The sequence below is a fragment of the Cesiribacter sp. SM1 genome (assembly GCF_020178975.1).
Classification (GTDB): Bacteria; Bacteroidota; Bacteroidia; order Cytophagales; family Cyclobacteriaceae; genus Cesiribacter.
This window is the reverse complement of the sequence record NZ_JAHXBU010000094.1, coordinates 206,706-232,460: the sequence shown is the minus strand read 5'-3', so window position 1 is coordinate 232,460 and position 25,755 is coordinate 206,706. Positions and strand designations below refer to the sequence as shown.

Annotated in this window: 11 protein-coding genes and 1 tRNA gene; 7 read left to right on the top strand and 5 right to left on the bottom strand. The window is 49.4% G+C overall.

Going from position 1 to position 25,755, the window contains the following annotated elements:
- The first annotated feature begins 170 nt into the window (after window positions 1–170).
- The 3 genes from KWJ01_RS25170 (at window position 171) to KWJ01_RS25160 (ending at window position 7,914) form a co-directional block, all read left to right on the top strand.
- The gene (locus KWJ01_RS25170; protein ID WP_224999898.1) at window positions 171–2,897 is read left to right on the top strand and encodes a prolyl oligopeptidase family serine peptidase; all 2,727 of its coding nucleotides are present in this window, start codon (window positions 171–173) and stop codon (window positions 2,895–2,897) included.
- 481 nt (window positions 2,898–3,378) lie between these two features.
- A complete protein-coding gene (locus KWJ01_RS25165; protein WP_224999897.1) occupies window positions 3,379–6,540 on the top strand; it encodes a TonB-dependent receptor in 3,162 nt (1,053 codons plus the stop codon).
- A gap of 15 nt (window positions 6,541–6,555) precedes the next feature.
- Window positions 6,556–7,914, top strand: coding sequence for a RagB/SusD family nutrient uptake outer membrane protein (locus KWJ01_RS25160; RefSeq protein WP_224999896.1), 1,359 nt, complete (start codon window positions 6,556–6,558; stop codon window positions 7,912–7,914).
- Window positions 7,915–8,564: 650 nt separating this feature from the next.
- Here KWJ01_RS25160 and KWJ01_RS25155 read toward each other — a convergent pair.
- Complete coding sequence (locus KWJ01_RS25155; RefSeq protein ID WP_224999895.1) at window positions 8,565–11,768, bottom strand: glycosyl hydrolase; 3,204 nt, start codon at window positions 11,766–11,768, stop codon at window positions 8,565–8,567.
- Between the two features lie 242 nt (window positions 11,769–12,010).
- On the opposite strand from KWJ01_RS25155, the gene KWJ01_RS25150 reads away from it, so the two are divergent.
- Complete coding sequence (locus KWJ01_RS25150; RefSeq protein ID WP_224999894.1) at window positions 12,011–15,799, top strand: DEAD/DEAH box helicase; 3,789 nt, start codon at window positions 12,011–12,013, stop codon at window positions 15,797–15,799.
- 177 nt (window positions 15,800–15,976) lie between these two features.
- Here KWJ01_RS25150 and KWJ01_RS25145 read toward each other — a convergent pair whose 3' ends face one another.
- The gene (locus KWJ01_RS25145) at window positions 15,977–18,043 is read right to left on the bottom strand and encodes a hypothetical protein (protein ID WP_224999893.1); all 2,067 of its coding nucleotides are present in this window, start codon (window positions 18,041–18,043) and stop codon (window positions 15,977–15,979) included.
- Window positions 18,044–18,508: 465 nt separating this feature from the next.
- Here KWJ01_RS25145 and KWJ01_RS25140 point away from each other — a divergent pair, with 465 nt between their 5' ends.
- Window positions 18,509–18,988 carry a transposase gene (locus KWJ01_RS25140; protein ID WP_224999892.1) on the top strand — a complete coding sequence of 160 codons (480 nt, stop codon included), beginning with the start codon at window positions 18,509–18,511 and terminating at the stop codon, window positions 18,986–18,988.
- Window positions 18,989–19,102: 114 nt separating this feature from the next.
- Here KWJ01_RS25140 and KWJ01_RS25135 read toward each other — a convergent pair.
- Window positions 19,103–19,176, bottom strand: a tRNA-Asn gene (locus KWJ01_RS25135).
- Window positions 19,177–19,365: 189 nt separating this feature from the next.
- Window positions 19,366–20,688 (bottom strand): NRAMP family divalent metal transporter, encoded by a 1,323-nt coding sequence (locus tag KWJ01_RS25130; protein ID WP_224999891.1) that lies wholly within the window; start codon window positions 20,686–20,688, stop codon window positions 19,366–19,368.
- A 366-nt stretch (window positions 20,689–21,054) separates the two neighbouring features.
- On the opposite strand from KWJ01_RS25130, the gene KWJ01_RS25125 reads away from it, so the two are divergent.
- Window positions 21,055–22,569 (top strand): Do family serine endopeptidase, encoded by a 1,515-nt coding sequence (locus KWJ01_RS25125; RefSeq protein WP_224999890.1) that lies wholly within the window; start codon window positions 21,055–21,057, stop codon window positions 22,567–22,569.
- Window positions 22,570–22,854: 285 nt separating this feature from the next.
- On the opposite strand, the gene KWJ01_RS25120 is transcribed toward KWJ01_RS25125, so the two are convergent.
- On the bottom strand, window positions 22,855–23,805 hold the full coding sequence (locus KWJ01_RS25120; RefSeq protein ID WP_224999889.1) for a pyridoxal-phosphate dependent enzyme: 951 nt from the start codon (window positions 23,803–23,805) through the stop codon (window positions 22,855–22,857).
- A gap of 127 nt (window positions 23,806–23,932) precedes the next feature.
- On the opposite strand from KWJ01_RS25120, the gene KWJ01_RS25115 reads away from it, so the two are divergent.
- A complete protein-coding gene (locus KWJ01_RS25115; protein ID WP_224999888.1) occupies window positions 23,933–25,612 on the top strand; it encodes a hypothetical protein in 1,680 nt (559 codons plus the stop codon).
- Window positions 25,613–25,755: the final 143 nt, after the last annotated feature.

The window sequence follows — 25,755 nt, the reverse complement described above, 5'->3', positions numbered from 1 at the left end:
ACAGCCAGTTACTGCAGCCTGTACAGAAATCTTTGTGTGCTGTTCTTCTTATACCCGTTTTTCAATAACTTGCGGCTTAGCCAGGTTAATTGCTCCTGAAATAAACCTGAATTTTAAAATCTACCTAAAATTTTATTTCTACTGCTACTTAATTTGTCCTTCTTTAAAAGATGAATAAAAATGTACCTCTGCTGCTGGCCCTGCTCTGGCTCTCTTTGGCAGGCCATGCCCAAAAACAGCAAACCAGGCAAACTGGCTGGAGTCCGGATGATATTGTAAAACAGGAACGGATCAACCACATGGCCTACTCCCCCGATGCGGGCATGGTTGTTTGGGAAAAGAAACGTCCCTCCAAAGAAAAAGATAAGCTGGTGAGCGATCTTTACCTTACACGCCTTGCTACGCTGAAAGACGGGCAGTACACCAGCACACAGCTCACGCGCAGCGAAGAAAATGACCATAGCCCTATCTTTTCAGCCAATGGTGAGCTTATCTATTTTTTGTCATCACGCGGGAGTGGTAAAAAAATATGGGCCATGCATGTGCTGGGAGGAGAGGCCTATGCACTCGATAGCTTTGCCACCTCCATCAGCAGCCTGCAGCGGCTGGGCGATCATTCGCTGATATTTGTAGCAGAGGAAGGCAAAACCCTCTATGAACAGCTGCTGGAAAAGAAGAAAGATGACGTAATGGTGATCGAAGACACGGCTCACTTTAAGGCCAGCCGCATCTTTGCCTATGACCTTAATAAGAAGCAGGCCCGCCGCCTCACCGATAATAAACACCCGGTAAATGAATACGCCATCTCTAAAGATGGCAACTGGCTGGTGAGCAGCCATGTGGGCTCTCCTCATTATGGTGTTGATGGCCAGCCGAAGAATAAAGTATACCTCTGGAACCTGGAGAGTGGCGAAAAGAAAGAAATACTGGGTGCTGACTATCAAACCCCGGGCAGCTTTGCCTTTACAGCCGATAGTAAAGGGTTTTACTTCAGCAGTGTGCAATCGAGCAACCCGGAATGGAATGGTGCCGGCATTGACCTGCTCCATTATTTTGACCTGGCTACAAGCCAGCCCCGGCAGGTGGAGCTGCAGTGGGACTGGGGCCTGGGAGGTAACTTTACCGTGGTGGGCAACGATGTGCTGGCGATATTGGCCAATGGCCCGCTGAATAAGCTGGCTTACTACCAGAAAAAAGGCAGCTCCTGGACTTACCAGGCGGTAGAAGCAAAAGGCATGGAGCAGCACCTCACACCCGCTGTGGTTGCCGATAACAGGGAAGATATCCTGTTTGTACACTCTACTTCTTCCACACCTACACAGTACCTGAAGGGAAAGCTAGCAACGAAACGTAAAATTGCCACTATTACCCCCGAAGCTCCGCTTGCAAAACTGAACAACCACCTGGATAACAAGAAAATAGGCAGGAGCGAGGTAATGCGCTGGAAAGGGGCACTCGATGAAGAAGTGAACGGGATCCTGTACTATCCCTACAATTATGAGCAGGGGCGGGCATACCCGCTGGTGCTGGCTATTCATGGCGGCCCCTCCGGTGTAGACCAGGACCAGTGGGAAGCAAGCTGGGCCTACTACCCGCACCTGCTTGCCGAAAAAGGAGCTTTTGTGCTCATGCCCAACTACCATGGTTCTTCCAACCACGGCCAGAAGTTTGTAGAGTCTATCAAAGGGCACTATTACGAACTGGAGCTTACTGATATCCTGAATGGTGCCCAGGCACTGATCGATGCCGGCAAGGTAAACAAAGACTCTATGGGTGTAATGGGCTGGTCTAACGGTGCTATTTTAACCACCATGCTTACCGTACAGCATCCCGATCTGTTTAAAGTAGCAGCTCCCGGCGCTGGCGATGTTAACTGGACCTCCGACTATGGCACCTGCGAGTTTGGCGTTACCTTTGACCAGAGCTACTTTGGCGGTGCTCCCTGGGATAACCTCAACGGTAAAAACTACAACGAGAATTATGTCCTGAAGTCGCCTCTCTTTGAGATGGAAAAGGTAAAAACACCTACCATCATCTTCCACGGCAGCGAAGACAGAGCCGTGCCACGCGACCAGGGCTGGGAGTACTACCGCTCGCTGCAGCAGTTAAAGCAGGCTCCTGTGCGTTTCCTCTGGTTCCCGGGCCAGCCGCACGGCCTGCAAAAGCTTAGCCACCAAAAGAGAAAGATAGAAGAAGAAGTGGCCTGGTTTGATCGCTACCTCTTTGGCAAGTACAAAGCACCAAACGAAAGCTTTAGCGAAGAAAGCCCGCTGGCCATGCTGCTGGAGAAGGAAAAGTCTGCCCGCCACCAGAACCTGCTGGGCATCTGGAAAGAGGGCCTCCTGCTGCCAGAGGTAGCAGCTGTAAAGAAAGATTCCCTGCACATAGGCCTTTATGAAATTACCAATGCGCAGTTCAAAGCCTATAAACCTGCCCATGCCTTTGCTGCAGGCCAGGATAATTATCCTGCACAAAATGTATCTTTCGAAGATGCCCGGGCTTATACAAACTGGCTAAGTGAAAAAACAGGACAGCGCTACCGCCTGCCAAACAGCAAAGAAGCGGCCGAACTGCAGAAAAAAGCGCGTGAAGCTGGCACCGATGAAAATACCCTCAATTACTGGGCAGGTTATAGCATAACCCTGGATGAGCTGCCAGCCTTCAGGCAAAAGCTGCAGGAGGTAAAAGGAAGCCTGGTAAAAGAAGCTGGTACCTTTAAGCCGCTTGCTCTTGGCGATGCCAAAGTGTTTGACCTGGGTGGTAATGTGGCTGAATTCTACGAAGAAGGAGGTAAGTGTGCTGTTTACGGCTACAGCGCCTACGATTTTGTAGACCCTGCCTCACAGGAATGCAGCAGCGCCCCGGAACATACCGGGTTTCGGGTAGTAAGAGACTAATCAGTATACAAGCTGTACATACACAGGAGCCTGCTTATTAAGTCAGGCTCCTTTTGTTTTTAAACAGACAGGTTTAAAATTTTACCGGGGTCAGTAAGATTAGCCATTCCTTATCGGCAGATGGCTTGTTTTTAAGGCTTGCTTCAGCAAATGATGAATGTATTTGGCTCGGGTAGCATGGTTTTTAATGCTGAAATACCGAAAGTGAATAAAATTTAATAAAACCGTAAAATTTTTTTAAAAAAGGCTTTATCTGGCAAACGAGCATTTCAAACCGTTGCGAGAACGGTATCACTGTTTAAGTATGATTTGTTAAAGCCATTCCCCCTGGTTTCCGGCTGTACCGCCTGCTTTTCAATCAAATATTTCTGTTTTAACTTGTTCGGATAAACAAGGGTGTTTGAACGTCAATGCCGCAGAAATGGCTGTTTAAATCCTCCACCAAAGCATGCATTTATATATTCTAATTAATTACTGAACTATGAGAAAAGCTTTACTATGTAGTGTACTGCTGCTTCATCTGATCACAGGAATTGGCTGGGCTCAGTCAAGAAATGTGTCGGGTAAAGTAATTTCGAATGAAGACAACACAGGCTTGCCCGGGGTAAACATTCGGATACAAGGTACTACTTCAGGGACTGTTACTGACCTGGATGGAAATTATACCATAGAAGTTCCTTCGGCAGAATCGGTGCTGCAGTTTTCTTTTGTGGGTTTTGTGGATGAAGAAGTAACTGTTGGAAACAGATCCGTTATTAACGTTGAGCTTTACCCCAGCCTTGATCAGCTCTCTGAGCTGGTAGTAGTGGGCTATGGTACGCAGGTTAAGGAAGAACTTACCGGTAACATTGCCAGGGTAGGTGGCGATCAAATCCAGAACGTGCCGGTTCCCTCTGTGGAGCAAGCCATTCAGGGCCGTGCAGCCGGTGTTTTTGTAAACTCGCTGAACGGAAAAGTGGGCCAGGGCATCAACATCCGCATCCGTGGTGCTTCTTCCATTAACGCCAGCAACGATCCGCTATATGTAATTGATGGTATTCCTGTTACTTCGGAGAACCAGTCAAACACAGCAGCGCCCACCAACCCGCTGGCAGACCTTAACTTCAACGACATTGAGTCGATGGAGATTCTGAAAGATGCATCGGCAGCGGCTATTTATGGTTCCCGTGCCTCTAACGGTGTGGTTATCATCACTACTAAAAAAGGTAAAGCCGGTGCAACAAGTTTCAACATCAACTACCAGTACGGTGTTAGCAGGCCTACCAATCACCGGGAATTCCTCAATGCCTCACAGTATATTGAGCTGCTGCAGGAAGCAGCCTGGAACAACGACGTAGCCGATGGCTATTTTGCTGATGTAGTTGATCCTGAGAACCCGGCCCTGATTCCTGCCGGTATAGAAGACCATCCCGATTACGCGGCCGATTCCTGGCTGCAGTACATCCATGGTACCTTCGACTTTCTTTCCGGCGACAGGGACTGGCGCACCAATCCTGCGAATACAAACTGGGAAGAACTGGCCTTCCAGGATGCCCGTACCCAGGAGCTGAACCTGTCTGCCTCTGGCGGCACCGATAAAACGCGCTACTACGCCAGTGGCTCTTTCAGCGACCAGGACGGTATCCTGATCGGGAACAACTTTAAGCGTATTTCCGGCCGCCTTAACCTTAATCACGAGCTTAAGAGCAACCTTGATTTTAATGCCAATGTAGGTATTTCCCGCACCCTCAATGCGCGTGTTTCTGACGATAACGAATTTGCCACCCCACTACAGCTGGTGGCCCAATCGCCGCTTTCTCCGGTACGCGACCCAGAGGGTAATCTCTACGACGATGCCCTCAACCCATCTATGTTCTACTACCCCGCTACCGTGGAGCTTGAGAACTCCCGTTTCGAAACCTCGGTATGGCGTAACCTGGCCAATACATCGCTTGTGTATGAGCCTGTTGATGGCCTGCGTATTACAGGAGAATATGGCTTTGACCTGCTCACCCAAAATGAAGATCGCTACCAGAACGCCAACACACAGGGAGGCCGTTCTACAGCTGGCTGGGGCAGCTCACGCTGGCTTAGAATATTCAATTACACCACCCGTGCCTATGCAAACTATGTTAAACCATTGGGTGAGGTGCACGATATTGATCTTACCGGTGGGGTAGAATTCCAGAAATCACAGATAGATCAAACCTATGTTGCCGGTCAGAACTTCCCGTCTACTGAGCTAACCCGTTTGGTTTCTGCAGCCGAGATTACAGATGCAGAAGGTGATTTATCAGAATACTCCTTCCTCTCATACTTCTTGAGGGCAAATTATAAGCTGCTGGACCGTTACCTGCTGGGTGTAAGTGGCCGTGTGGACGCTTCCTCCCGCTTTGGTGCAAACAACCGCTATGGTTTCTTCCCGGCTGTTTCTGCCGGCTGGATTCTATCCGAAGAATCATTCCTGCAAAATACCAGGGCCATCAGCTTCCTGAAACTACGTGCCAGCTACGGCATCACCGGTAATGCTGCCATTGGTAACTTTACCCACCTTGGCCTCTACGATGCGTCTGTTTATGGTGGCCAGCCCGGCTTTGTGCCCTATCAGCTGGAAAATCCCGATCTTTCCTGGGAAAGAACAGCGCAGCTGGATGTGGGATTTGATTTTGGGTTTTTCAAGAACCGTATCAATGGTGAGCTTGACTACTATGTAAAGAACACTACAGATTTGTTGTTGGAGCGCCCGGTACCCTATACCTCGGGTTACAGGACTATCATGGACAACATTGGCTCTCTCCGGAACAGGGGCGTAGAACTGGTACTGAATGGTACTATCCTGAGCAAAACAGACCTGCAATGGACTGCCGGTTTGAACATGGCTTACAACCAGAACGAGGTGTTGAGTCTTAACGGCGATCAGCAAACGCTGGCCCAATCGGGCTCCAGGTGGTTGAACGATGTTATTGTAGGCGAGCCTATTGGTGTATTCTACGGACAGGAATATGCAGGAGTTAACCCTGATAACGGTGATGCCCTCTGGTATGTGAACGATGAGGTAGCGGCAGAAGACATCGACGGCGTAACCTACCTGAACCAGGGTGGCCGTATTGCCACAAATAACTACAACCTGGCACAGCGGGTGGTGCTGGGTAATCCTACCCCCGAGTTTATATATGGTGTTAACACCAGCCTTACCTTTAAAGGATTTGACCTGAGCGTGCTGTTCCAGGGCGTAGAAGGAAATAAAATCTTTAATGGCGGTGGTACCTACATGACAGCCAATGGCCGTTACGAAGATAACCAGACTGTTGACCAGATGAACCGCTGGCAGAAGCCTGGCGATATTACCGATGTACCACAGGCACGCCTTTACAGCAACAATGGAGCACAGGCCTCCAGCCGTTACCTTTACGATGGCTCATACCTGCGCCTGAAGAACCTTACTTTGGGATACAGCCTGCCTAAATCGCTGCTGGGTAATTATGGCCTGGGCACCCTGCGCTTTTATGCAGTAGCCCAGAACCTGCTCACCTTTACCCAATACCCCGGCTGGGATCCGGAAGTAAACACAGACTATGCTGCCAGCAACATCAGCCTTGGTAACGACTTCTACTCTGCCCCGCAGGCACGTACCATTGTTTTTGGCGCAAAACTTAGCTTTTAACCCATTGATAGCACTATGAAATATATAAAATACATAGGATTTACCTCTTTGATCGCAGGCAGCCTTCTGGTCGGTAGCTGTACCGATGAGCTGGATCTTAGTCCAACAGACAAACTACCTGCTGAAAGTGCGCTGAATACGGGCGAAAATATTGAAAGGATACTGTTAGGCGCCTACGATGCTTTGAGCGATGGCGATCTGTTTGGTGGTAATGCTCTACGCGACAGTGAACTATTGGGTAGCGATGGCGATCTCCAGTTTTCCGGTACCTACGGTGAGCCTGCTGAAGTCTGGCGCAAAGAGCTGGTAACATCGAACAGCGATGTTGCCGAACGCTGGTACAGCAGTTATTATGTGATCAATGCCACCAACATTGTACTGGATAACCTGGAGCTGGTGGATGAGGAAGAGCAGGGGCGTGTACAGGGAGAAGCACTCTTTTTAAGAGGGCTGGCCTATTTTGAGCTGGTCAAATACTTTGGTAAGCCTTACAGTGCAGGTAACACCACCACCAACCTGGCTGTACCTATTATCACGGAGCCAACATATGAGTTTGGTGATATTACCTATCCCGAAAGGCAAACAGTAGAAGCGGTGTATGCACGTGTACTTGAAGATCTGCAGCAGGCCGAAGACTTGTTACCAACCTCTAACGGGGTATATGCCAACAAAACTGCTGCTGCGGCCATCCTCTCCAGGGCTTATTTGCAAATGCTGAACTATGAAGGCGCACGCGATGCTGCCAACCGTGGCCTGGCCTATGCACAGGGAGTGTTTAGCCTGGTGCCTGTTTACGAAAACGCATTCAATAACACTACTAACTCTTCAGAAGATGTGCTTTCTACCCAGGTAACCACACAGGATGGTGTTAATAACATGCAGCTGTTCTTTGCCTCCACCAGGTTTGGTGGTCGCGGAGATATCGAAATTCAGAATCAGCATTTGTCTGAGTACGAGGAGGGGGATGAGCGGCTGGCTTTATTCTACAGCGACCCGGTAACTGGCGAAAGCCGTACAGGTAAGTGGGTAGACCAGTATGCGAACGTAAACCTGATCCGCCTGGCAGAACTGTACCTGACCCGGGCCGAAGCCAACGCCCGCCTTGGTACTGAAGTGGGTGCATCGCCAGCCGATGACGTGAACCTGATCCGTGAACGTGCCGGTCTGGATCCAATTGATAATCCTACGGTAGATGATATTGTACGGGAGCGATTCCTGGAGCTGGCCTTTGAAGGACAGCGGGTTCACGACATGAAGCGCCTGCAGTGGGACATAGATGGCTTTGAGTATGATGCATTCGAGCTGATTTTCCCGATTCCGCAGCGTGAAATAGATGCTAACGAAAGCTTAAGGCAAAACGAAGGATACTTCTAATTCCATTCTTTTTCACTAAAAAAAGCCACAGCCTGCCGCTGTGGCTTTTTTGGTTAAAAGCTTTCTGGCTGATCCAGGCTGAATAAGGCCTGATATTAGATGCTACAGGGGTAGGCATCATTCCTTCCACAGAGCTGCTTTGGCTGTTCCTGATTATCCATGCGAGGATGCTGCATCGGTTGAGTTATGGTCTTCATCAGTGCTACAATAGGCTTGCATAACACAAAATCTCATTATACTGAAATGACTGCCTTTCTAGCATTAATAGTCATCAGCAAACCAGAAAATCAGTCTTAAACAAAGCATACACAACAGAAACATGAATCATCCCAAATTTTTAAAGAGCTAGCATTCCTAATAGAAGTGGCCACTGGAGATCTCCAGTGGCCACTTCTATTAGCAGTACAGTCTTTGCGAACGCAGCGAAGCGGAGTGTGGCAATCTGGCTTCTATGCGCGTAGACGCCAGATTGCTTCGTCGTGCCTCCTCGCAAAAACTAGTACCTTTAAGCAAAAACAGCCCTGGAATAGCATCCAAGGCTGTTTTTGCTTATTTTATCCCAAATCAAAATTCGGGATGATTCATGTTTATTATAGTGCGGCAGCTGTTATGCTGCCTGATGCTTTAAAAGCATGTTCATGTCTGTAGCCTTACCTGCCTGCAGCCGGCAGGGTAATTTGCTGCAGTTGCGCGTCACGGCTCATGGTGTTGAAACGTGCAACATCCTGCTCCAGCAGCGCATTCATTTTTTGCTGCTGCTTTGCCCAATCCTGTTTTAACTCCTGCAGGCGCTTTTGCTGTGCCTCCGTTACAAAGGGAATGTTTACATCCAGCTGCCCTTTGAGGAAAATAAGGTGTGCACTGAGCTTATTTTCAAAGTTGATCACATCATCAAACGACTGTGACTTATTTTGCACCAGCTCCGATTCCCAGGCCTCCATTTTTTTGATGGACTCTTTGCCTTCGGTTACTACCTTTTCCATACCGGGCTGCCCCTCCAGCAGCGAGGTTAAAGCGCTGAATTGTTGCCTTACTTTGCGCATGCGCAGTACAGAAGAATGAACATCACGAATCATACCTTCAACCTCCTGCAGCACTTCCTGCTGTTTTGCATATTCTGCTGTACTGGCTTCAATGCGGGGATCGGCCAGCACCCTGAAGCGCACGAGCTGTTCTGCTCCCCCGGCTTTCAGGCGGGCCTGGTAGGTACCGGGGGCTACCTTATGACCCCTGTAGCTGCCTTCAATATAAACGGTGGGTACTCCTGGCAGGGTAGGATAGCGCATATCCCACACAAAGCGATTGAGGCCGCCCTGTGTCGGTAAAAGTGCTTCTGCGGAAGGACCGCCATCGAAAGATACAAACTCCTTGTCTTCCTGGTTGGTGTAGGTTCTGATTACATTACCCGCTTCATCCAGAATTTCCAGGCTCAGGAGGCTGTCTTTATTAAACTGCTGTGGCAGCTGGTAGTATACTACCACGCCTGTTGCCGGGTTTGTTCCTGAAGAGGCCATCACCGCTTTCCTTACCTTTTCTACATCTGTTCCATCCATGGCACTATAGCCCGATACACGGTAGGCATCTTCTGGCTGGTAGAGGTGCAGAGCCTCGCGGCTACGCTGGGAGTCGTACTGGCGGATGGGGTTCAGGTCGTCCAGGATCCAGAAGCTTCTACCCTGTGTAGCGGCCAGCAGGTCGCCCTGGTGCACCTTCAGGTCTGAAACAGGGGTTACGGGCAGGTTTAGCTGCATGTTCATCCAGCTGTTGCCACCATCAAATGAGACATAAAGGCCTGTTTCTGTACCTGCATACAGCAGGTCTTTGCGCTGGTCATCTTCACGCACCACCCTTGTAAAAGCCCCATAGGGAATACCATCGCTGATCTTTGTCCAACTCTGGCCGTAGTTGGTGGTTTTGTAAAGGGCAGGGCTAAAGTCGTTGAACTTGTAGCGGGTGGTGGCTATGTAGGCAGTACCTTTATCGTGCGGCGATACCTCTATGCTGTTGATCAGGCTTTCTGGCAAACCTTTGGGTGTTACATTGCTCCAGCTCCTGCCGCCATCGCGGGTAAGGTGCACCAGGCCATCGTCGCTGCCGGTCCAGATTACGCCTTTCTCGTGTGCAGATTCTGCCACATAAGACAGGGTGTTGTAGTTCTCGCCACCGGCGCCTTCGTTGGTGTAGGGAGCGCCGCCTTTGCCCTGCTTGGTAGTATCGTTGCGGGTAAGGTCAGGAGATACTACCTGCCAGCTTTTACCCTTATCAGTGGTTTTGAAAAGAACATTGCCACCATGATAGAAAGTGTTTGGTTCGTGGGCCGAATAAATTACCGGGGCATTCCAGTTAAAGCGGTATTGCATGTTCTTTGGCATGGCTGCCAGGTACTGCACAGGCGATGGCATTACAGGCTTGCCTTCACCCGTCTGCGCATCCAGCAGCTCAAGGGTGCCCTGGTAGCTGCCGCCCATCACGTAACGGGGGTTCTGGGGGTCGAAAGCCAGGAAGGCACTTTCGCCACCGGCACTGGCCCACCATTCCTTTTCGTCTATGCTGCCGCCTGCAGTGCTTCTGCTGGCTATTTTCACCGATGAATTATCCTGCTGACCGGCATAAAGATGGTAGGGGAAAAGATTATCGGCATTGATGCGGTAGAACTGTGCTGTAGGCAGCCTGTTCTGATCCGACCAGGTAGCGCCCCCGTTAAAGGTAATGGCTGGTCCGCCATCATTGGCCATAATCATGTTTTGGGTGTTACCAGGGTTAATCCAGAGATGGTGGTGGTCGCTATGGGTGCCTTCATCTATTTTTTCCCAGCTCTTACCCCCGTCTATAGATCTGAAGGCAGTTTCGTTAAGGGCATAAACCGTATTTTCATCCTTAGGGTCGGCAAAGATTTCTGTATAATACCAAGCCCGCTGAATAAGGCTATGATCTTTGCTAACCCGTGTCCAGTTCTGTCCGCCATCAGCACTCATAAACACACCGCCCTGCTCTTTTTCGCTGTCGCTTTCAATAAGTGCATAAACCTTATCAGAATTAGCGCCCGAAACCGATATGGAAGTCTTTCCCAATTCTTTCGGTAGCCCATTCTCCAGCCTTACCCAGCTTTCGCCTGCATCGGTAGATTTGTAGAGCCCGCTGCCCTTGCCGCCACTCACTACCTGCCAGGGCAGGCGGCGGTGGTCCCACATGGTGGCATAGAGAATGCGCGGGTTGTTTGCATCCATCACCAGGTGTGCACTACCCGTGTTGGCATCTACATATAGCACCTTTTTCCAGCTCCTGCCGCCATCGGCAGATTTATAAACACCACGTTCTTCGCCGGGGCCGTGGAGGGCACCCTGTGCGGCAACGTACACCACCTCCGGATTTTGCGGGTGTACTACGATGCCGGCAATGTGACGCGTTAGCTCCAGGCCAAGTTTTGTCCAGCTTTTACCGGCATCGGTAGATTTATAAACGCCATCGCCATAGGAGGTCATTACACCCCGCGGGGCATGCTCGCCCATACCTACATACACTACATTAGGATCGGAGGCAGCCACAGCAATGGCACCTACAGAGCTGCTGGTAAAATAACCATCAGAAATATTAAACCAGCGCTGGCCGGCATCAGTTGTTTTCCATAGACCCCCGCCGGTGGTACCTGCATAATAAACAAGAGGATTACCAGGTATGCCACTCACTGCTACCGAACGGCCTCCGCGTGCAGGCCCAATATTGCGCCAGAGTACAGGCTTCAGGTAATCATTGGCTGCTGCCGGGGAGCTTGGTGTAGTCCGGGCTTTTTTCTTTTGTGCCCAAACGTTGGTAAAACTTAAAATAAGCAGCAGATAAAAACAGAATTTCCGCATAGAAGATAGAGATTGTTTTGAGTTATCAGGTATCTAAAGTACAAAGCTTTACCCCAGCTTTCCTAGGTGAAAAAGGCTTTTCAATGGCTAAACATTATAGCAAACGTTTGTAAAGGTTTCCTGGTGGGGGTAGTAATTGTTTAGCGTAAATTTATTATACCGGAGGCAGGCACTCCCCGAAAAAACCTAAAAGCTTATAGTTATTAGGCTTATCAAGGCAGATGTTTGATCTTTAATGAACAATGACAATAATAGACCGACTACTTAAATCTGCCCCGGCAGCTATTCGCAGTCGAGGGCAGGATCTTTTTCAGCGAAACAAGGTGAGCCTGGTGAAGGAAGATGCGCCGCACAATGCGTTTCTCTTTCATGTGCGGGGCAGCTATGAGCCATATTATGAAGTGGATATTGACTTTGGACTTGCCGGCGAAGAGGCAGAAGTAAGCTGTACCTGCCCTTATTTTGAGGGGAGTGAAGAGGTTTGTAAGCATATTGCTGCCAGCCTGCTGTACCTGAAGAAAAACAAAAAGCTTGCTACAGCCGAAGAAGTGCTGGAATCTTTACCCCCTACACTGCAACAGGCCCTGGGCATCGCAGCAAAGCCTTCTGCAAAAGAAAAACAACCCATAGTTATAAAAGCACCTGCCACCGGCCGGGTCGATCCGGAAAAGCTTTTTAAACACTTGCGTGATGATTTCAGGGCCCGGCAGCTGATGGCTGTTACGCTGCAGGTCATGCCCGATGTGTTTCAGGCAGAGCTGATTGATCGTTTTGGATACTACAAAGCTGTTCCCACTAAAGCCACCATCCACTGGAAAAACGGCAGCTATCAGCTTGCCTGTTCCGATAAAACGCACAAAGGCCTGTGCGATCACATACATTGGCTTGCCCTGTTTGTAAGCCAGCATGTAGAGCAAAATGTGCTGGAGTTATTGAAAGAGGAGCGGCAGGAGGAAGTGCTGCAGCAGATGTTGAAAGGTTTTCAGACCCAGAGACCACCAAAAGCAAAGCTGGAGGAGCTGCTGGAAATAGCATTTCTGGATGATAGTTTCCGCTTTCTGCTGAAAGGGCCGCTGCGGGGATTAAATGCACCCGTGGCTGTCTCCAATTACCTGCAGCACCATATCTTCAGCAAAACCGCTACGCCCGAACTGAAACAGGCGCTCCTGCTGCCAGCTCAGTACAATGAAGAGCTGCAGCGCATCCCCGGCTTTGCCATTGCACTTAACCCGGTGGCTTACGAGCTGGGAGCAATCTTATCCCTAAGCGGAAAACCAACCAGGAACAACGATAAGCTGGCCAGCCATATAGCACTGCTGAAAACCCCTTACGAAGCTAACCTAAGCGAACAAAAAGATTTCACTGAAGCCTTTTTCCTAAAGGAAAAGTTTAATGCTGCGCTTGCCGCTAAGCAGGAAACGCTGGCGGTTATTTTTAATACCCTGAACCAGCTTTTTTTGCTGTTGCCACAGTTTCCGCTATACCTGCTGTTCGATGAGCGCAGTTTTGATTTTATCAGGGAAGGACTTACACCCCGTAAATCAGACTTGCACCAGCCAGCTGCAGTCTACTCCGGCATCAGGCTAAAATTCCGCTTTTTCCGGGATGGTGACTTTTATGTACTAAAACCCTACCTGGAGCTTCCCGATGGTGCCGGTACCCTGGATCCGGAAACTGATAAGCTCCTGCTCTTCAACAATTGCCTGCTGCTTTGGTCGCGCTACCGCCTGGGACTCATGAACAGCCTAAAGGAAGGCCTGGCCCTGCAGCCCTTTATTCATAACCCGGTAATGCGTGTTTCCCCAGGGCAGCTAAAAGAATACCTGCAGCAGGTAGTGCAGCCACTGGCACAGGAGTTTCCCGTGGCTTTTGAAGAAGAGGGCCTGGCGGTGGAAAGCGTACAGCTGGAGCCACTGCAGAAAAGACTTTACATTTCTGAGCTGAACCAGTACGTTATTTTCCGCCCCGTAATGCTCTACCAGGGCGATCGCGAGGTAAACCTGCTGGAGGACACCACCCTTTTTACCAGCGAGGAGCAGCTAACGCTTTACGAGCGCGATCCCGAGGCAGAGGAAAGTTTTATTAACCTGCTGGCTTCGCTGCACCCCTCCTTTAAACCGGCTACCCAGCAAAGCTTTTTCTATCTCACTTTTCAGCAAATGCAGGAGGGCTACTGGTTCCTGAAAGCTTTTGAAACCCTTCGTAAACAGGAGGTACATATTTTTGGCTTCAACGAGCTGAAGAACTTCCGTTTTTCGCCGCATACGCCCAGCATCAGCATGAATGTACGCTCCGGCCACGACTGGTTCGAAACCCAGCTGGAGGTAGCCTTTGGCAACAACAAAGTAAGCCTGAAGGAGCTGAAAAAAGCAGTTAGGGAAGGCAGCGGCTATGTTGAGCTTACCGACGGCACCATTGGCATTTTGCCGGAAGCGTGGCTGAAAAAATTTGAAAAGCTGTTCCGCAGTGCCCAGCTGGAGAAAGACGAAGCCCTGATTCCCAAAACACACTTTAACCTGCTGGGCGACCTGGTAGACGAGGAGCTGAATCCCGAAGTATTCCGGGAAATAGAAGAAAAGAAAAAACGCCTCGCTTCCTTTACCAGCATTAAAGATGTGGCACCACCACCCTTGCTGCAGGCAAACCTGCGCAATTACCAGCAGGCGGGCCTCAACTGGCTCAACTTTCTGCGCGAGTACAGCTGGGGTGGCATCCTGGCCGACGATATGGGCCTGGGCAAAACCCTGCAGGCACTGGCGCTCATTGGCCTGGAGTTGCAGGAGCGGCCTGAGCAGCCCAACCTGGTGATAGCCCCCACCACCCTGCTGTTTAACTGGAAGAAGGAAATAGAAAAGTTTGCCCCGAGTATCGATTTTATCATTCACCACGGCGAACGATATGAGTCGGAAGGGGAGCTGGCCCGGCATCAGCTGGTGCTTACCAGCTATGGCATAGCCGTAAACGACCTGGAGCTGCTGAAGAAAATAAAGTTTAACCTGATCATAGCAGACGAATCGCAGGCCATCAAAAACCTGCACGCCAAGCGCCACAAGGCCCTAAGGCAGCTGCAGGGGCGGGTGCGGCTGGCCATGTCGGGTACCCCCATCGAAAACAACATCTTTGAGCTTTACGCCCAGATGAACTTTGTAAACCCGGGCTTCTTCCAGGGGCTAGCGGCTTTTAAGCAGGATTATGCCAAGCCTATTGAGCAGGAGCATAACGAGGCCATTACGGCAGAATTAAGAAAGAAAATTGATCCGTTTATTCTGCGCCGCACTAAAAAACAGGTACTTACCGAGCTGCCCGAAAAAACAGAAGAATACCTTTACTGCGAGATGGGTCCGGCCCAGCGCAAGGTGTACGATGCTTACCGCAACGAATACCGCAATTACCTGCTGAAGAAATTTGAAGAGGAGGGTGTGGAAAACTCCCAGCTCTATGTGCTGGAGGGGCTTACGCGCCTGCGCCAGATCTGTGACTCACCGGTATTGGTTGAGCCCTCTTTTTCTGCAGAAGGAGGCTCTGCCAAGCTGCATGAGCTGCTCACCCACGTTCAGGAAAAAACCGGCAGGCACAAGCTGCTGGTATTTTCACAGTTTGTAAAAATGCTGCAGCTGGTAGAGGAGCAGTTCAAAAAGCTGGATATACCCTACGAGTACCTCGATGGGCAAACAAGCCTGAAGGAGCGTGAGAAAAGGGTGCAGCGTTTCCAGGACGACCCCGACCGGCGGGTATTTCTCATCAGCCTGAAAGCCGGCGGTACCGGCCTTAACCTTACCGCCGCCGACTATGTGTACCTGCTGGACCCCTGGTGGAACCCTGCTGTAGAAAACCAGGCCATTGACCGGTGCTACCGCATGGGCCAGGAAAAGCGGGTGTTTGCCTACCGCATGATCTGCAAGGATACCGTAGAAGAAAAGATCATCCAGCTGCAGGAGCAAAAGAAGCTGCTGTCGGAAGAACTGGTGAGCAGTGGCGAAGGTGTAATGAAAAATCTTAGCAGGGAAGATATCGTAGCACTTTTCTCCTGAAGGGATCAGGTAAGACAAAAACAGCCCTGGAAGCAGATCCAGGGCTGTTTTTGTAAAAGTGTACGATGTTGAAATTGCTAAGATACAGCTTATAAGACACTGCGCTTCTGCAGTAAAAGCCGTTCGCTGCAAGTATGTTAGCGCTTGCTTATTGGCAGTTTCTCGTTTTTTCTGCGCTTAATTCCACACATAGATCGGTGAGGCAGGTACAGCTGTAAACTGCAGGTTCTGATCATTCAGCATGTCTCTTTTATCTGCAGCTACGGAAATTCCATGCTGGGCACTGTGCTCTATGGAGGAGTTTGTAATGGTAAGCCTGCCCATGGGAGAATTATCTACCACAACACTGGCAGAAAAGCTGTTGCTGATAGGCTTGCCTCCATGCAGTATCCGGGCATGGGTGATGTTATTTTCTGCATTGTTTGATGATATGGTAATGCCATACCAGGAGCCGGCTTCTTCTTTTGCTCCCTGCAGTACTACTTTTTTAGCAGCAGTACCTGCAACTTTCAAATAGGCCAGGTGTCCGTTTGCGTCATTCACAATCAGGCTGATGCCCTCCTGGAATTTAATGATTACGCCTTCGGTAAGTTTAAAGCCGGAATGTACGTACAGGTGGTTGTGTACGCCGGCAATCAGGTAGGCGGTGCCTTCTGCAAATCCCCGCCATACAGTTTCGGTGCTGCTCTGAATAGAGTTGGTAGGGTCTACCCGCACCTCTGGCTTACCATTGGCTGCAAAATGGGTGTTATAATCCAGTATGGCAACATTGGTAGTAGAAACTACAATGGGGTAGCCTGCATGATTTTGGATGGTATTTCCCTCGAATGAACGCACATCTGCACTGCTGGAGTAGGCATCAAAGCCATCTCCTGCGCCATCAGCAATCAGGCTGTGATTCACGGAAACAACAGCTCCTGCGGCTATGTTCAGGGATGTTTTGCGGCCGCCAATCAGAGGTGTGCTACCGGCATGCTTTATGGCAGTATAATCCATTTCGCTCATGTTGTCGCCGCTATGCTCTATGATAATGCCCCTCCAGTAACCTGCTACAGGTTCCAGTCCTTCAATCTGTACCCATTTGCTGGCAGTGCCATTCGCATGCAGGTGAGCGCCTGCGAGAAGGGAAATGCTTTTATCGCTCTTTACTTTGAGTAAAGTACCTGCATCCAGGTGCAGCCCGGTTTGGGCAGATATAATCAGATCCTGGGCAAGGATGTAGGGTACCTCAAGCGCTTTCCACGTAAGGTTAGCACCGGAGTTTAAGATGCCATCATGAATTTCAACAGCATTGGTGGTGTTGTTTTCGTCAAAAGAGCAGTTGCTTCCCAGCATGTGCACCTGCCTGGCTGGTAAGGCAAGGCCAATGCCATTATTCTGTGAAAAGCTGTTGTGGTCAAATGCTAAAAGTTCTGCGGTACTTTCAGCATAGAGGCCATAGTCATTATTTTGTAAAAACCTGCTGTTGGTAATGCTGATTTTGCTGTTCGCTTTCAGGAGCATGCCAGCCATTAAGTTGCCTGCATAGGGTGTGCTGCCGGCATGGGAGAGCTGTACGTGGTCTAATTTATTGGCGGTGTTTGCAGAATGGAGCATAATGCCCGTCCAGTAGGCATCCTGTTCTTCCTGCCCCGTCAGGTAAATAGTGCCGGCTTCTGTAGCGCCACCTTCAGCAATAAGGGTGCCGCTGGTAGAAACTGTAAGCAGGGCATCTTCTGCAAAGGCAACTTTCACACCAGGCTTAATGGTTAGCTTTGCATCCAGCCTTATCGAGCGGGTTACAATATAATCAACCTTGGTCCAGTCGCTGGTAAATATATCTTCCAGCACCCGGTCCTGGGTAATGTTTTCAGAGATCAGCACCGCACCTGGTGCATCGGTAACAGTTACCTGCACTTCGTCAGTTGCAGACCACTCGCCCCTGCTGATGGTAAGCGTTACCACATAAACACCTGTTTTATCTGGTGTAAAAGTAGGGGTAGCAGTGTTAGCACTCAATAGTGTTGGGTTGCTGCCGGCAGGTTTGTTGGTAACTGTCCAGGCGGAGGCAAATGCCATTCCCTCTGCATCTGCAGATGCAGCACCATTCAGCTGGGTAGAACTGCCCAGGGCAATAGTTACATCATTTCCGGCTTTGGCAGTTAAGGGGTTAACAGAAGGGGTGTCGTCGTCCTCGCATGCGCTTAGGCAGAACAGGCCCAGGGTTGCCATCAAGACAACCAAAAAAGAAAATCTGGTTTTCATGTAAAGTGGTAGTAAAAAATCTACAGGTGATATAGGTTTCCACAGCACTGGCGCAGCCTGTTGTACTGAGGCCTGGCCGGGGCTTGGGAAAAGCTATTGTTGAGTTGCTAAATTATGCTGCAAAGTTATGCAGGAAATAATATAGGATGCATCACCCAATTTGTAGGATTTTGACCGCTCATGGAAAAAAATGGATTAGCCAGGACTTCGGAGCACTTTGGGAAATCACATAGTGCAGTGTTGAATGTAGAAGCTTCCTGGGGTAACAAAGAAGCATCAGCTAAATCCAGAGGATGTTGGGATTTTACTTAAATTTCAAGTGATGTATTTATGTTTATGGACCCCTTGAGTTTAAACTCTATTTTATTTAAAAGTCGGGAGCATCAATTGCGTCTGTTGTAATACATTGACTTTTTGCTAACAGTAGCTATCTGCTGGCAAGCCATAGAGCAGGAAAACAAGGAGATGGAGCTAGCAAAGGAGTTGGGGTGTAACTTTATCCCTGATAGGCTGGAGAATGGCGACTCCTTAAAACAGCTCTTGGCCAGAAGCAGGTACCTGCTGTTTAAGAACAAAAGCAACTGGTCTGCTTCACAAGCTCATCGGGCAGAGATCCTCTTTAGTAGGTATCCTGTCCTGGAACAAGCTTACAACCTCTCCAGGGATTTGGCTGCTATCTACCAGCAGACAAAGGTAAGAGAAGTAGCTTTCAAGAAGCTTGCCCTCTGGTACAACAAAGTAGAAAAAGCAGCCTTTAAATCTTTCTCTACAGTAGCCAGAACTATTCAGAACCACTACCTAAGCATTCTCAACTTCTTTGACAACAGAAGCACCAATGCTTCTGCTGAATCCTTCAACGCCAAAATCAAAGCCTTCAGAAGCCAGTTCAGGGGCGTGAGAAACATTGACTTCTTCCTTTTTAGACTCTCTAAAATCTATGCCTGATTCTACCCCTCCACAACTTTTCCGCTTGATCCCAGATTTACCGCTTGATCCCAAATCCTGTGCAAATAAAAAAGCACTTACAACTTTATTCGTCGTAAGTGCTCTATTTTCAAGCTCCCCAGCTTGGGCTCGAACCAAGGACCCCCTGATTAACAGTCAGGTGCTCTAACCAGCTGAGCTACTGAGGAATTTGTACCAAAGTTAAGAAACTCTTCGGATTAATTGGCCTGGTTAGCAGTCAATTTCTCTTTGATCTCGGGCCTTTGGCCTTGGTTCTTGAAGTGTTTCCCGTCCTTTGGGAATGCAATATTAGTAGCTTTTTATGCTTTACGCAACACTCTGTTGAAAAAATTTTTCATTCTTTATTTTTTCTCCTTTTATGCCATTGCCAGCAGGTAATAGAGGTATACCAGTGTAAATCCTGCTAAAAACAAGATACCCAGCCAGGAGAGTAGCTGCATGGCACGCCCCGGCCGGTGTTGTGGTGCTACCTCGGCGCCCATAATTACTTTAAAATTAATGATGGCTATCACCGGGGCGATTATAAAAGATAGAATCGTGGCAAAGTCTACCATAGAAGAAAGGCCGGTGGCCAGCTGCCAGATGATAAGAAAGGAACCACCGGCAACCAGCAGCATCAGGGGTACATAGAGGCGCTGTCCACTTTGCCGGCGTAAGAAGCGGGGCTTCAGGAGCAGCATAATCTCATCCATAGTTCTGCTGTAGCCATCCAGTACCGTAATAACAGTACTGAACATAACGGTAGCCGCTGCTATGGCAATAACATAGTAGATCCAGTCGCCAATCGCGGCAGTATACAGGCTGATGAGCTGTGCGGAAAAGCCAACGGAGCTGTCAGACAGGGGTATGCCGCTGCCGTACATCACCAGTGCACCCAGGCTCAGGAAGCAAAGTGCCAGGCCTGCCGAAAACCAGTAGCCAAGGTTAAAATCGAAAAGGGTTTCCCTAAGGGTGGGGTGGTAGCCTGTCTGGCGGATCTTTTCTACCGTCCAGATGCTGTTCCAGGCGCTAAGGTCAACAGCGGTAGGCATCCAGCCCATCAGGGCAATGATAAAGGGCAGGCTTGCGGCAGAAAATATCTGGGTTGAGCTAAAGTCTGGCTTCCGGTGTGGCATCTGGCCGGTGCTCCAGTCCCACATCAGTACAAAAAAAGCTGTAAGGGTGGTGAAGAGCAGTACCACGGCCAGTACCTTGAGGGCATTATCGAGCAGGCTGAATTTATTAGCCATCAGTAGCAGGATGCACACCAGCAGTACGGCAGCGGCCACCCAGGGAGTAGCGGCAGGAGGTAGCCCAAACAGGGTGCCGAAAAGGCCTGCACAAACCAGTGTAACAGCAGAGGATACAGCAAACATGCTTAGCCCGGTTAGCAGCAGGTAGGTAAGCAGAAGCCAGCGGCCCTGCTGCAGGTAGCCCCATAAAATGCTGCGGCCGGTGGCGCAGGCATAGCGGGAGCCATATTCAAAAAAGGGAAACTTGAGTACATTGGCCAAGATAATGAATACCGCCAGGTCAAAACCATAAAGGGCGCCGGCACGGGTGCTTTGTACCAGGTGCGAAACCCCAATGGCACAGCTGGCAAACAAAATGCCTGGCCCTACTACCCGCTGTATGGTGTGCCACAGGCTGCCTGCTGCGGGGATTACAGGCGCATCTGGTTCTTTGAGCTGGGTTGGCATGGATGTCGCAATCGATTTATTTGTATAAACTAGCCTTTTTTCAAGATATTTCAATGGATGAGCCGTACTACATTAATACATAATCAAGGGTGCCCTTCGTACTTTAGGCACAACTTTTGCATTAAATATTTATATCATGGATTGGTAAAGCTCTGTACTGCAGGGTAAAAAATACAGGCATGGTAAATAAGGTCTCTGATATGCCGGGTGCAAAAGCTTTTTGAAAAGAAAGGCAGGAATGCTAAAACCCTTTTTTCGTTAAAAAGTGTTAAAACGTAGAAAGTAGGACTGTGCCGCAGCGTTATGTGTACGGTTTTTGTATCTGGATGAGTAGATCGCTTAGCGCAAAAAAATAAAAACATTAATATGAGCAAGAAAAATTTATTCCTATCGACTATCACCTCAGCCCTTGTGGGCGGTATGGTTGCTGTTGGCAGCATGGTTTACCTGCAGGATGACAGCTCCCAGCCTTTGAATGAGTACATTGAGCGTCAAAATGTCAGACTGGCTTCCTACCTGGAGTCTGGTGATTTTACAGTGCCCGAGGGGCTTAACTTTGTGTATGCTGCAGAGGTATCAACGCCGGCTGTTGTACACATCCGATCTACTTATAGTGGAGGAGGCGCTGCCAGCCAGGTGCCTAGCGGACACCCCCTTCAGGAAATGTTCCCGGATCTTTTTGGTGATGGAGCACCAAGTCCGCGAGGACGTGGTGGCATGCCGCAGGGCGCTACCGGTTCCGGTGTGATTGTTTCTGCCGATGGTTACATTGTTACCAACAACCACGTGATTGACAATGCAAGCAAAGTAGAAGTAACTCTTAATGATAACCGCAGCTACACCGCCGAAGTAATTGGTGTTGACCCTACTACTGATATTGCCCTGATCAAGGTAAATGGCGAAGACCTGCCTTACCTGCCTTATGGTAATTCTGATGCAGTAAAAGTAGGTGAATGGGTGCTGGCAGTGGGTAACCCGCTGGACCTTACCTCTACTGTAACTGCTGGTATTGTAAGTGCCAAAGGCCGTAGCATTGGTATCCTGGCCCGTAACAACACCAGTGCCCAGGGTGTAAATACAGCTATTGAATCTTTTATCCAGACAGATGCTGCCGTTAACCCTGGTAACAGTGGTGGTGCACTTGTAAACCTGAAAGGTGAGCTGGTAGGTATCAACACAGCCATTGCTTCTCCAACAGGATCTTACTCTGGCTATAGCTTTGCAGTACCAGCCACCCTGGTAAGCAAAATTGTGAAAGACCTGAAAGAGTACGGTGCCGTACAGCGTGCGCTGCTTGGTGTGAATATTGGTGATGTGAATGCCCAGCTGGCAAAAGAAAAAAATCTGGAAATCAACCGTGGTGTTTATGTGAGCAATGTAACATCTGGTAGTGCTGCAGAAGCTGCCGGCCTTAAAGAAGGCGACGTGATTGTGGAAATCAACGGCAGACGCACCAACACTACTGCCCAGTTGCAGGAAGTAATTGCCACCAACCGCCCTGGCGATAAAGTAAAAGTAACTTATTACCGTAACGGCGATGTGCGTACCACAGATGCTACCCTGAAGAATAGCATGGGTACTACAAAAATTGTAGCCAAGAGCAATACCCTGGAAATAGGAGGATCTGTACTTGGTAATCTTTCAGATGCCGAGAAATCTCGCCTGAAAGTGAAGAATGGTGTTAAAGTGGAAAAAATTGGTGCAGGCAAACTAAAGGATGCCAAAATCCGTGAAGGCTTTATCATTACCTCCATTGATCACCAGCCTGTATCTAACGTTGATGAGGTTGCCGGTATCTTAAGCGGCAAGCGCAACGAAGGTACACTGATCGAAGGTATGTACCCTAACGGCGAAAAAGCCTACTACGGATTGCCTTGGTAAGGTATCGGGTGTCAGGTATCAGGTTTCAGCTTGGCTACTGCTAAAATGAAATCTTTCTAATACATATATATATAAGCTGTTCCGGTTGTATGGAACAGCTTTTTTTTTGCAGCCAGCCTACCTAAGATCAAGGCAAGGGATTTACTATGGTAGCAAATAGTAAAGTCCGCTGTGTTTTTTATATTCCTGATATCCTAAAGCAGCATCTGGTTTAGCAAATGTGTTCCATCGGCCGGAAACTCCAGGCAGCGGCCAAGCTGATACCTCATACCTGACACCCGATACCTAAAACGGCAACTTCCCCAGATCTACATTGCCGCCACTGATGATGATGCCGATACGCTTTCCCTTAAGCACCTGTTTTTCTCTGATGGCTGCCGCCAGGGGCACGGCACCGGAGGGCTCTACCACCAGCTTCATACGCTCCCACAAGAAGCGCATTGCTTCTACAATTTCTTCTTCCGAAACCAGTATGATCTGCTCTACACCTTTTGAAATAATGGCAAAGGTTTTATCACCTAATGAGGTCAGCAGACCATCGGCAATGGTGTTGGGTCCTGTTTGCGGTACAATGCTGCCCTCCTGCAGCGAGCGGTAGGCATCGTCGGCACCGGCAGGCTCGCCGGCCCATACTTTGGTAGCAGGCGAAAAGGAACGGGCGGCCAGCACGGTGCCGCTCAGTAGGCCTCCGCCACCTACGGGAGTCATTACCAGGTCAAGCGGCTCTTTTACCTGCTCGAATAATTCCTTGGCGGCAGTGGCCTGCCCGGCAATTACGCGATCATCATTATAGGGATGTACAAAGCTTGCGCCGGTGCGCTCCACCACCTCCTGCAGGGTAGTTTCACGTGCGGCCAGGGTAGGCTCGCAAAAGATAACCTCTGCCCCATAACCCTGTACGGCAGCTACTTTTACCTTGGGTGCCGTGCGTGGCATTACAATGTAGGCAGGGATGCCTGCCAGGCGTGCAGCCAGCGCCAGGGCCTGGGCATGGTTGCCGCTGCTGTGGGTGGCCACGCCTTTTTGGCGCTCCTCTGGCTTGAGTGAAAAAACTGCATTGGCGGCGCCCCGCATTTTAAAGGCTCCTACTTTTTGCAGGTTCTCACATTTAAAATACACCCGGGCATTCAACATTTCATTGAGCTGCCTCGATTCCAGCACCGGGGTCTGGTGAATGTAGGTGCGGATGCGCTGGTGCGCGTTTTGTATGGTTTCAGCGGGTTTACTAGTTAACATTTAAGTAATCTGATAGTGGGCCTTTTAACTATATCTTAACCTCAGGTACGCATTCATGTAAAATAGAGTCTTCAATTTTGCAAGAGAAATCAATTAGATCAAATAGAACGAGCAATCTCTTTTACTTATGAAAAAATTTAATGCGTACTTTTTGCTGTTGATCATGAGTCTTTTTGTGACCATGTCGGCATGCGATGATGATGAAGCCACAACAGATCTGGACCGACCTGACCTGGAGGCACCAACTGCAAATTTAAATGTGATGTATAGCGAGGCGGGTACATTCAATGTAGCCATACAGGCACCAGGCCGTATTGCTTCTGTTACCGCTACCGCATCGGCTGGTACTGTTGAGGTAACCAATGCTGCTGCTTTGGTGGGCCAGACATCAGGTACCGCCAATATTACCTTTACTGCTCCTGCAACTCCGCAGAATGCAACCATTACAGTTACAGTTACAGATCAGCAGTCTACTCCTAAAACCGAAGCTGTGAGCTTTACAGTTGCAGTTACTGAAGAGCCTGCTGCCGAAGTGGTTGAGATATTTGCCACTCCGGAAGGTGTGGGCACCACAACCTGGACAAAGGATAACATATACGTAATCCGCGGTTTTGTTTTTGTAAATGAAGGACAGACCCTTACCATCGAGCCAGGTACCGTAATCAAAGGTCAGGCTGGTCAGGGTACCAGTGCCAGTGCGCTTATTGTAGCCCGCGGTGGTAAAATCATGGCCGAGGGTACTGCTGAGGAGCCAATCATTTTTACGGCACTCGCTGATGACCTGTCTACCACTACAGATATTCCTTACAATGCCCGTGGCCTTTGGGGGGGTGTAATTCTGCTGGGTAATGCACCTATTAACGCACCAAACGGTGTTACAAACATCGAAGGTATTCCTACCTCTGAAACCCGCGGACAGTACGGCGGAAATAATCCTGATGATAATTCCGGTGTGATGAAATATGTATCTATCCGCCATGGTGGTACCAACATTGGTGCGGGTAACGAAATTAACGGTCTTACCATGGGTGGCGTTGGCCGTGGCACCAGCATCTCTTACATAGAGGTTTATGCCAACGACGACGACGGCTTTGAGTGGTTTGGCGGTACTGCTAACTCTTCTTACCTGGCTTCTGTAATCAACCAGGACGATGCGTTTGACTGGGATCAGGGCTGGACTGGCGAGAACCAGTTCTGGCTGGTGTATCAGCAGCCTGGCTTCCAGCTGTCAGACCGCGGTTTTGAAAGCGATGGTGCTCATAAAGATAATCTTGCTTCCGAGCAGTTCTCCAGACCACAGATCTATAACATGACCATGATAGGCCAGGGAGGTACAGGTACCAACAACACCATGTTCTTCACCGAAGGTTCTGGTGCCCTGGTTCATAACTCTATCATCATGAACTTCCCTGCTGGTATCAATGTAACAGATGTAGGTGCTACCGGTAAAAACTCCCGCGATCGTCTGGCTGCCGGAGATCTTGCCTTCCGCAACAACATCTTCTGGAACATTGGCACAGGCGACTCTAAAAATACCTTTGCTGGTATTGCCAATGCATACGCTCCCCTGGCTACACACCTGGAGGCCAGCGGCAACATGATCCAGGATCCTACCATCGTAGTAAGTGAAAATGCACTGAACCCTGTGCCTGCAGCTGGTACACTGCCACTTAGCATGGAAAGATCTGAATATCCTGGCTCTATCAATGGATTTGACTATGAGGCAGTAGAATACATCGGAGCATTTGGTGATACCAACTGGATGCGCGGCTGGACTGCTGCCGATGCTTATGGCTTGCTTGATTAAGCTGATCATATAAGTAACAGGGCGGCACTCTTAAAGGGGTGCCGCTTTTGTTTACTTAACCTTTACCTCAATGTTAACTTAATGCTATCTGCACCACCTCAAATTAACATATTCATAAACGCTTCTGTTAAGCCCCGGCCTTA

Excerpts from the sequence above, each read along its gene's own strand:
- KWJ01_RS25170 (WP_224999898.1), top strand. The coding sequence starts at position 171 with ATGAATAAAAATGTACCTCTGCTGCTGGCCCTGCTCTGGCTCTCTTTG.
- KWJ01_RS25165 (WP_224999897.1), top strand. The coding sequence starts at position 3,379 with ATGAGAAAAGCTTTACTATGTAGTGTACTGCTGCTTCATCTGATCACA.
- KWJ01_RS25160 (WP_224999896.1), top strand. The coding sequence starts at position 6,556 with ATGAAATATATAAAATACATAGGATTTACCTCTTTGATCGCAGGCAGC.
- KWJ01_RS25155 (WP_224999895.1), bottom strand. The coding sequence starts at position 11,768 with ATGCGGAAATTCTGTTTTTATCTGCTGCTTATTTTAAGTTTTACCAAC.
- KWJ01_RS25150 (WP_224999894.1), top strand. The coding sequence starts at position 12,011 with ATGACAATAATAGACCGACTACTTAAATCTGCCCCGGCAGCTATTCGC.
- KWJ01_RS25145 (WP_224999893.1), bottom strand. The coding sequence starts at position 18,043 with ATGAAAACCAGATTTTCTTTTTTGGTTGTCTTGATGGCAACCCTGGGC.
- KWJ01_RS25140 (WP_224999892.1), top strand. The coding sequence starts at position 18,509 with ATGGAGCTAGCAAAGGAGTTGGGGTGTAACTTTATCCCTGATAGGCTG.
- KWJ01_RS25130 (WP_224999891.1), bottom strand. The coding sequence starts at position 20,688 with ATGCCAACCCAGCTCAAAGAACCAGATGCGCCTGTAATCCCCGCAGCA.
- KWJ01_RS25125 (WP_224999890.1), top strand. The coding sequence starts at position 21,055 with ATGAGCAAGAAAAATTTATTCCTATCGACTATCACCTCAGCCCTTGTG.
- KWJ01_RS25120 (WP_224999889.1), bottom strand. The coding sequence starts at position 23,805 with ATGTTAACTAGTAAACCCGCTGAAACCATACAAAACGCGCACCAGCGC.
- KWJ01_RS25115 (WP_224999888.1), top strand. The coding sequence starts at position 23,933 with ATGAAAAAATTTAATGCGTACTTTTTGCTGTTGATCATGAGTCTTTTT.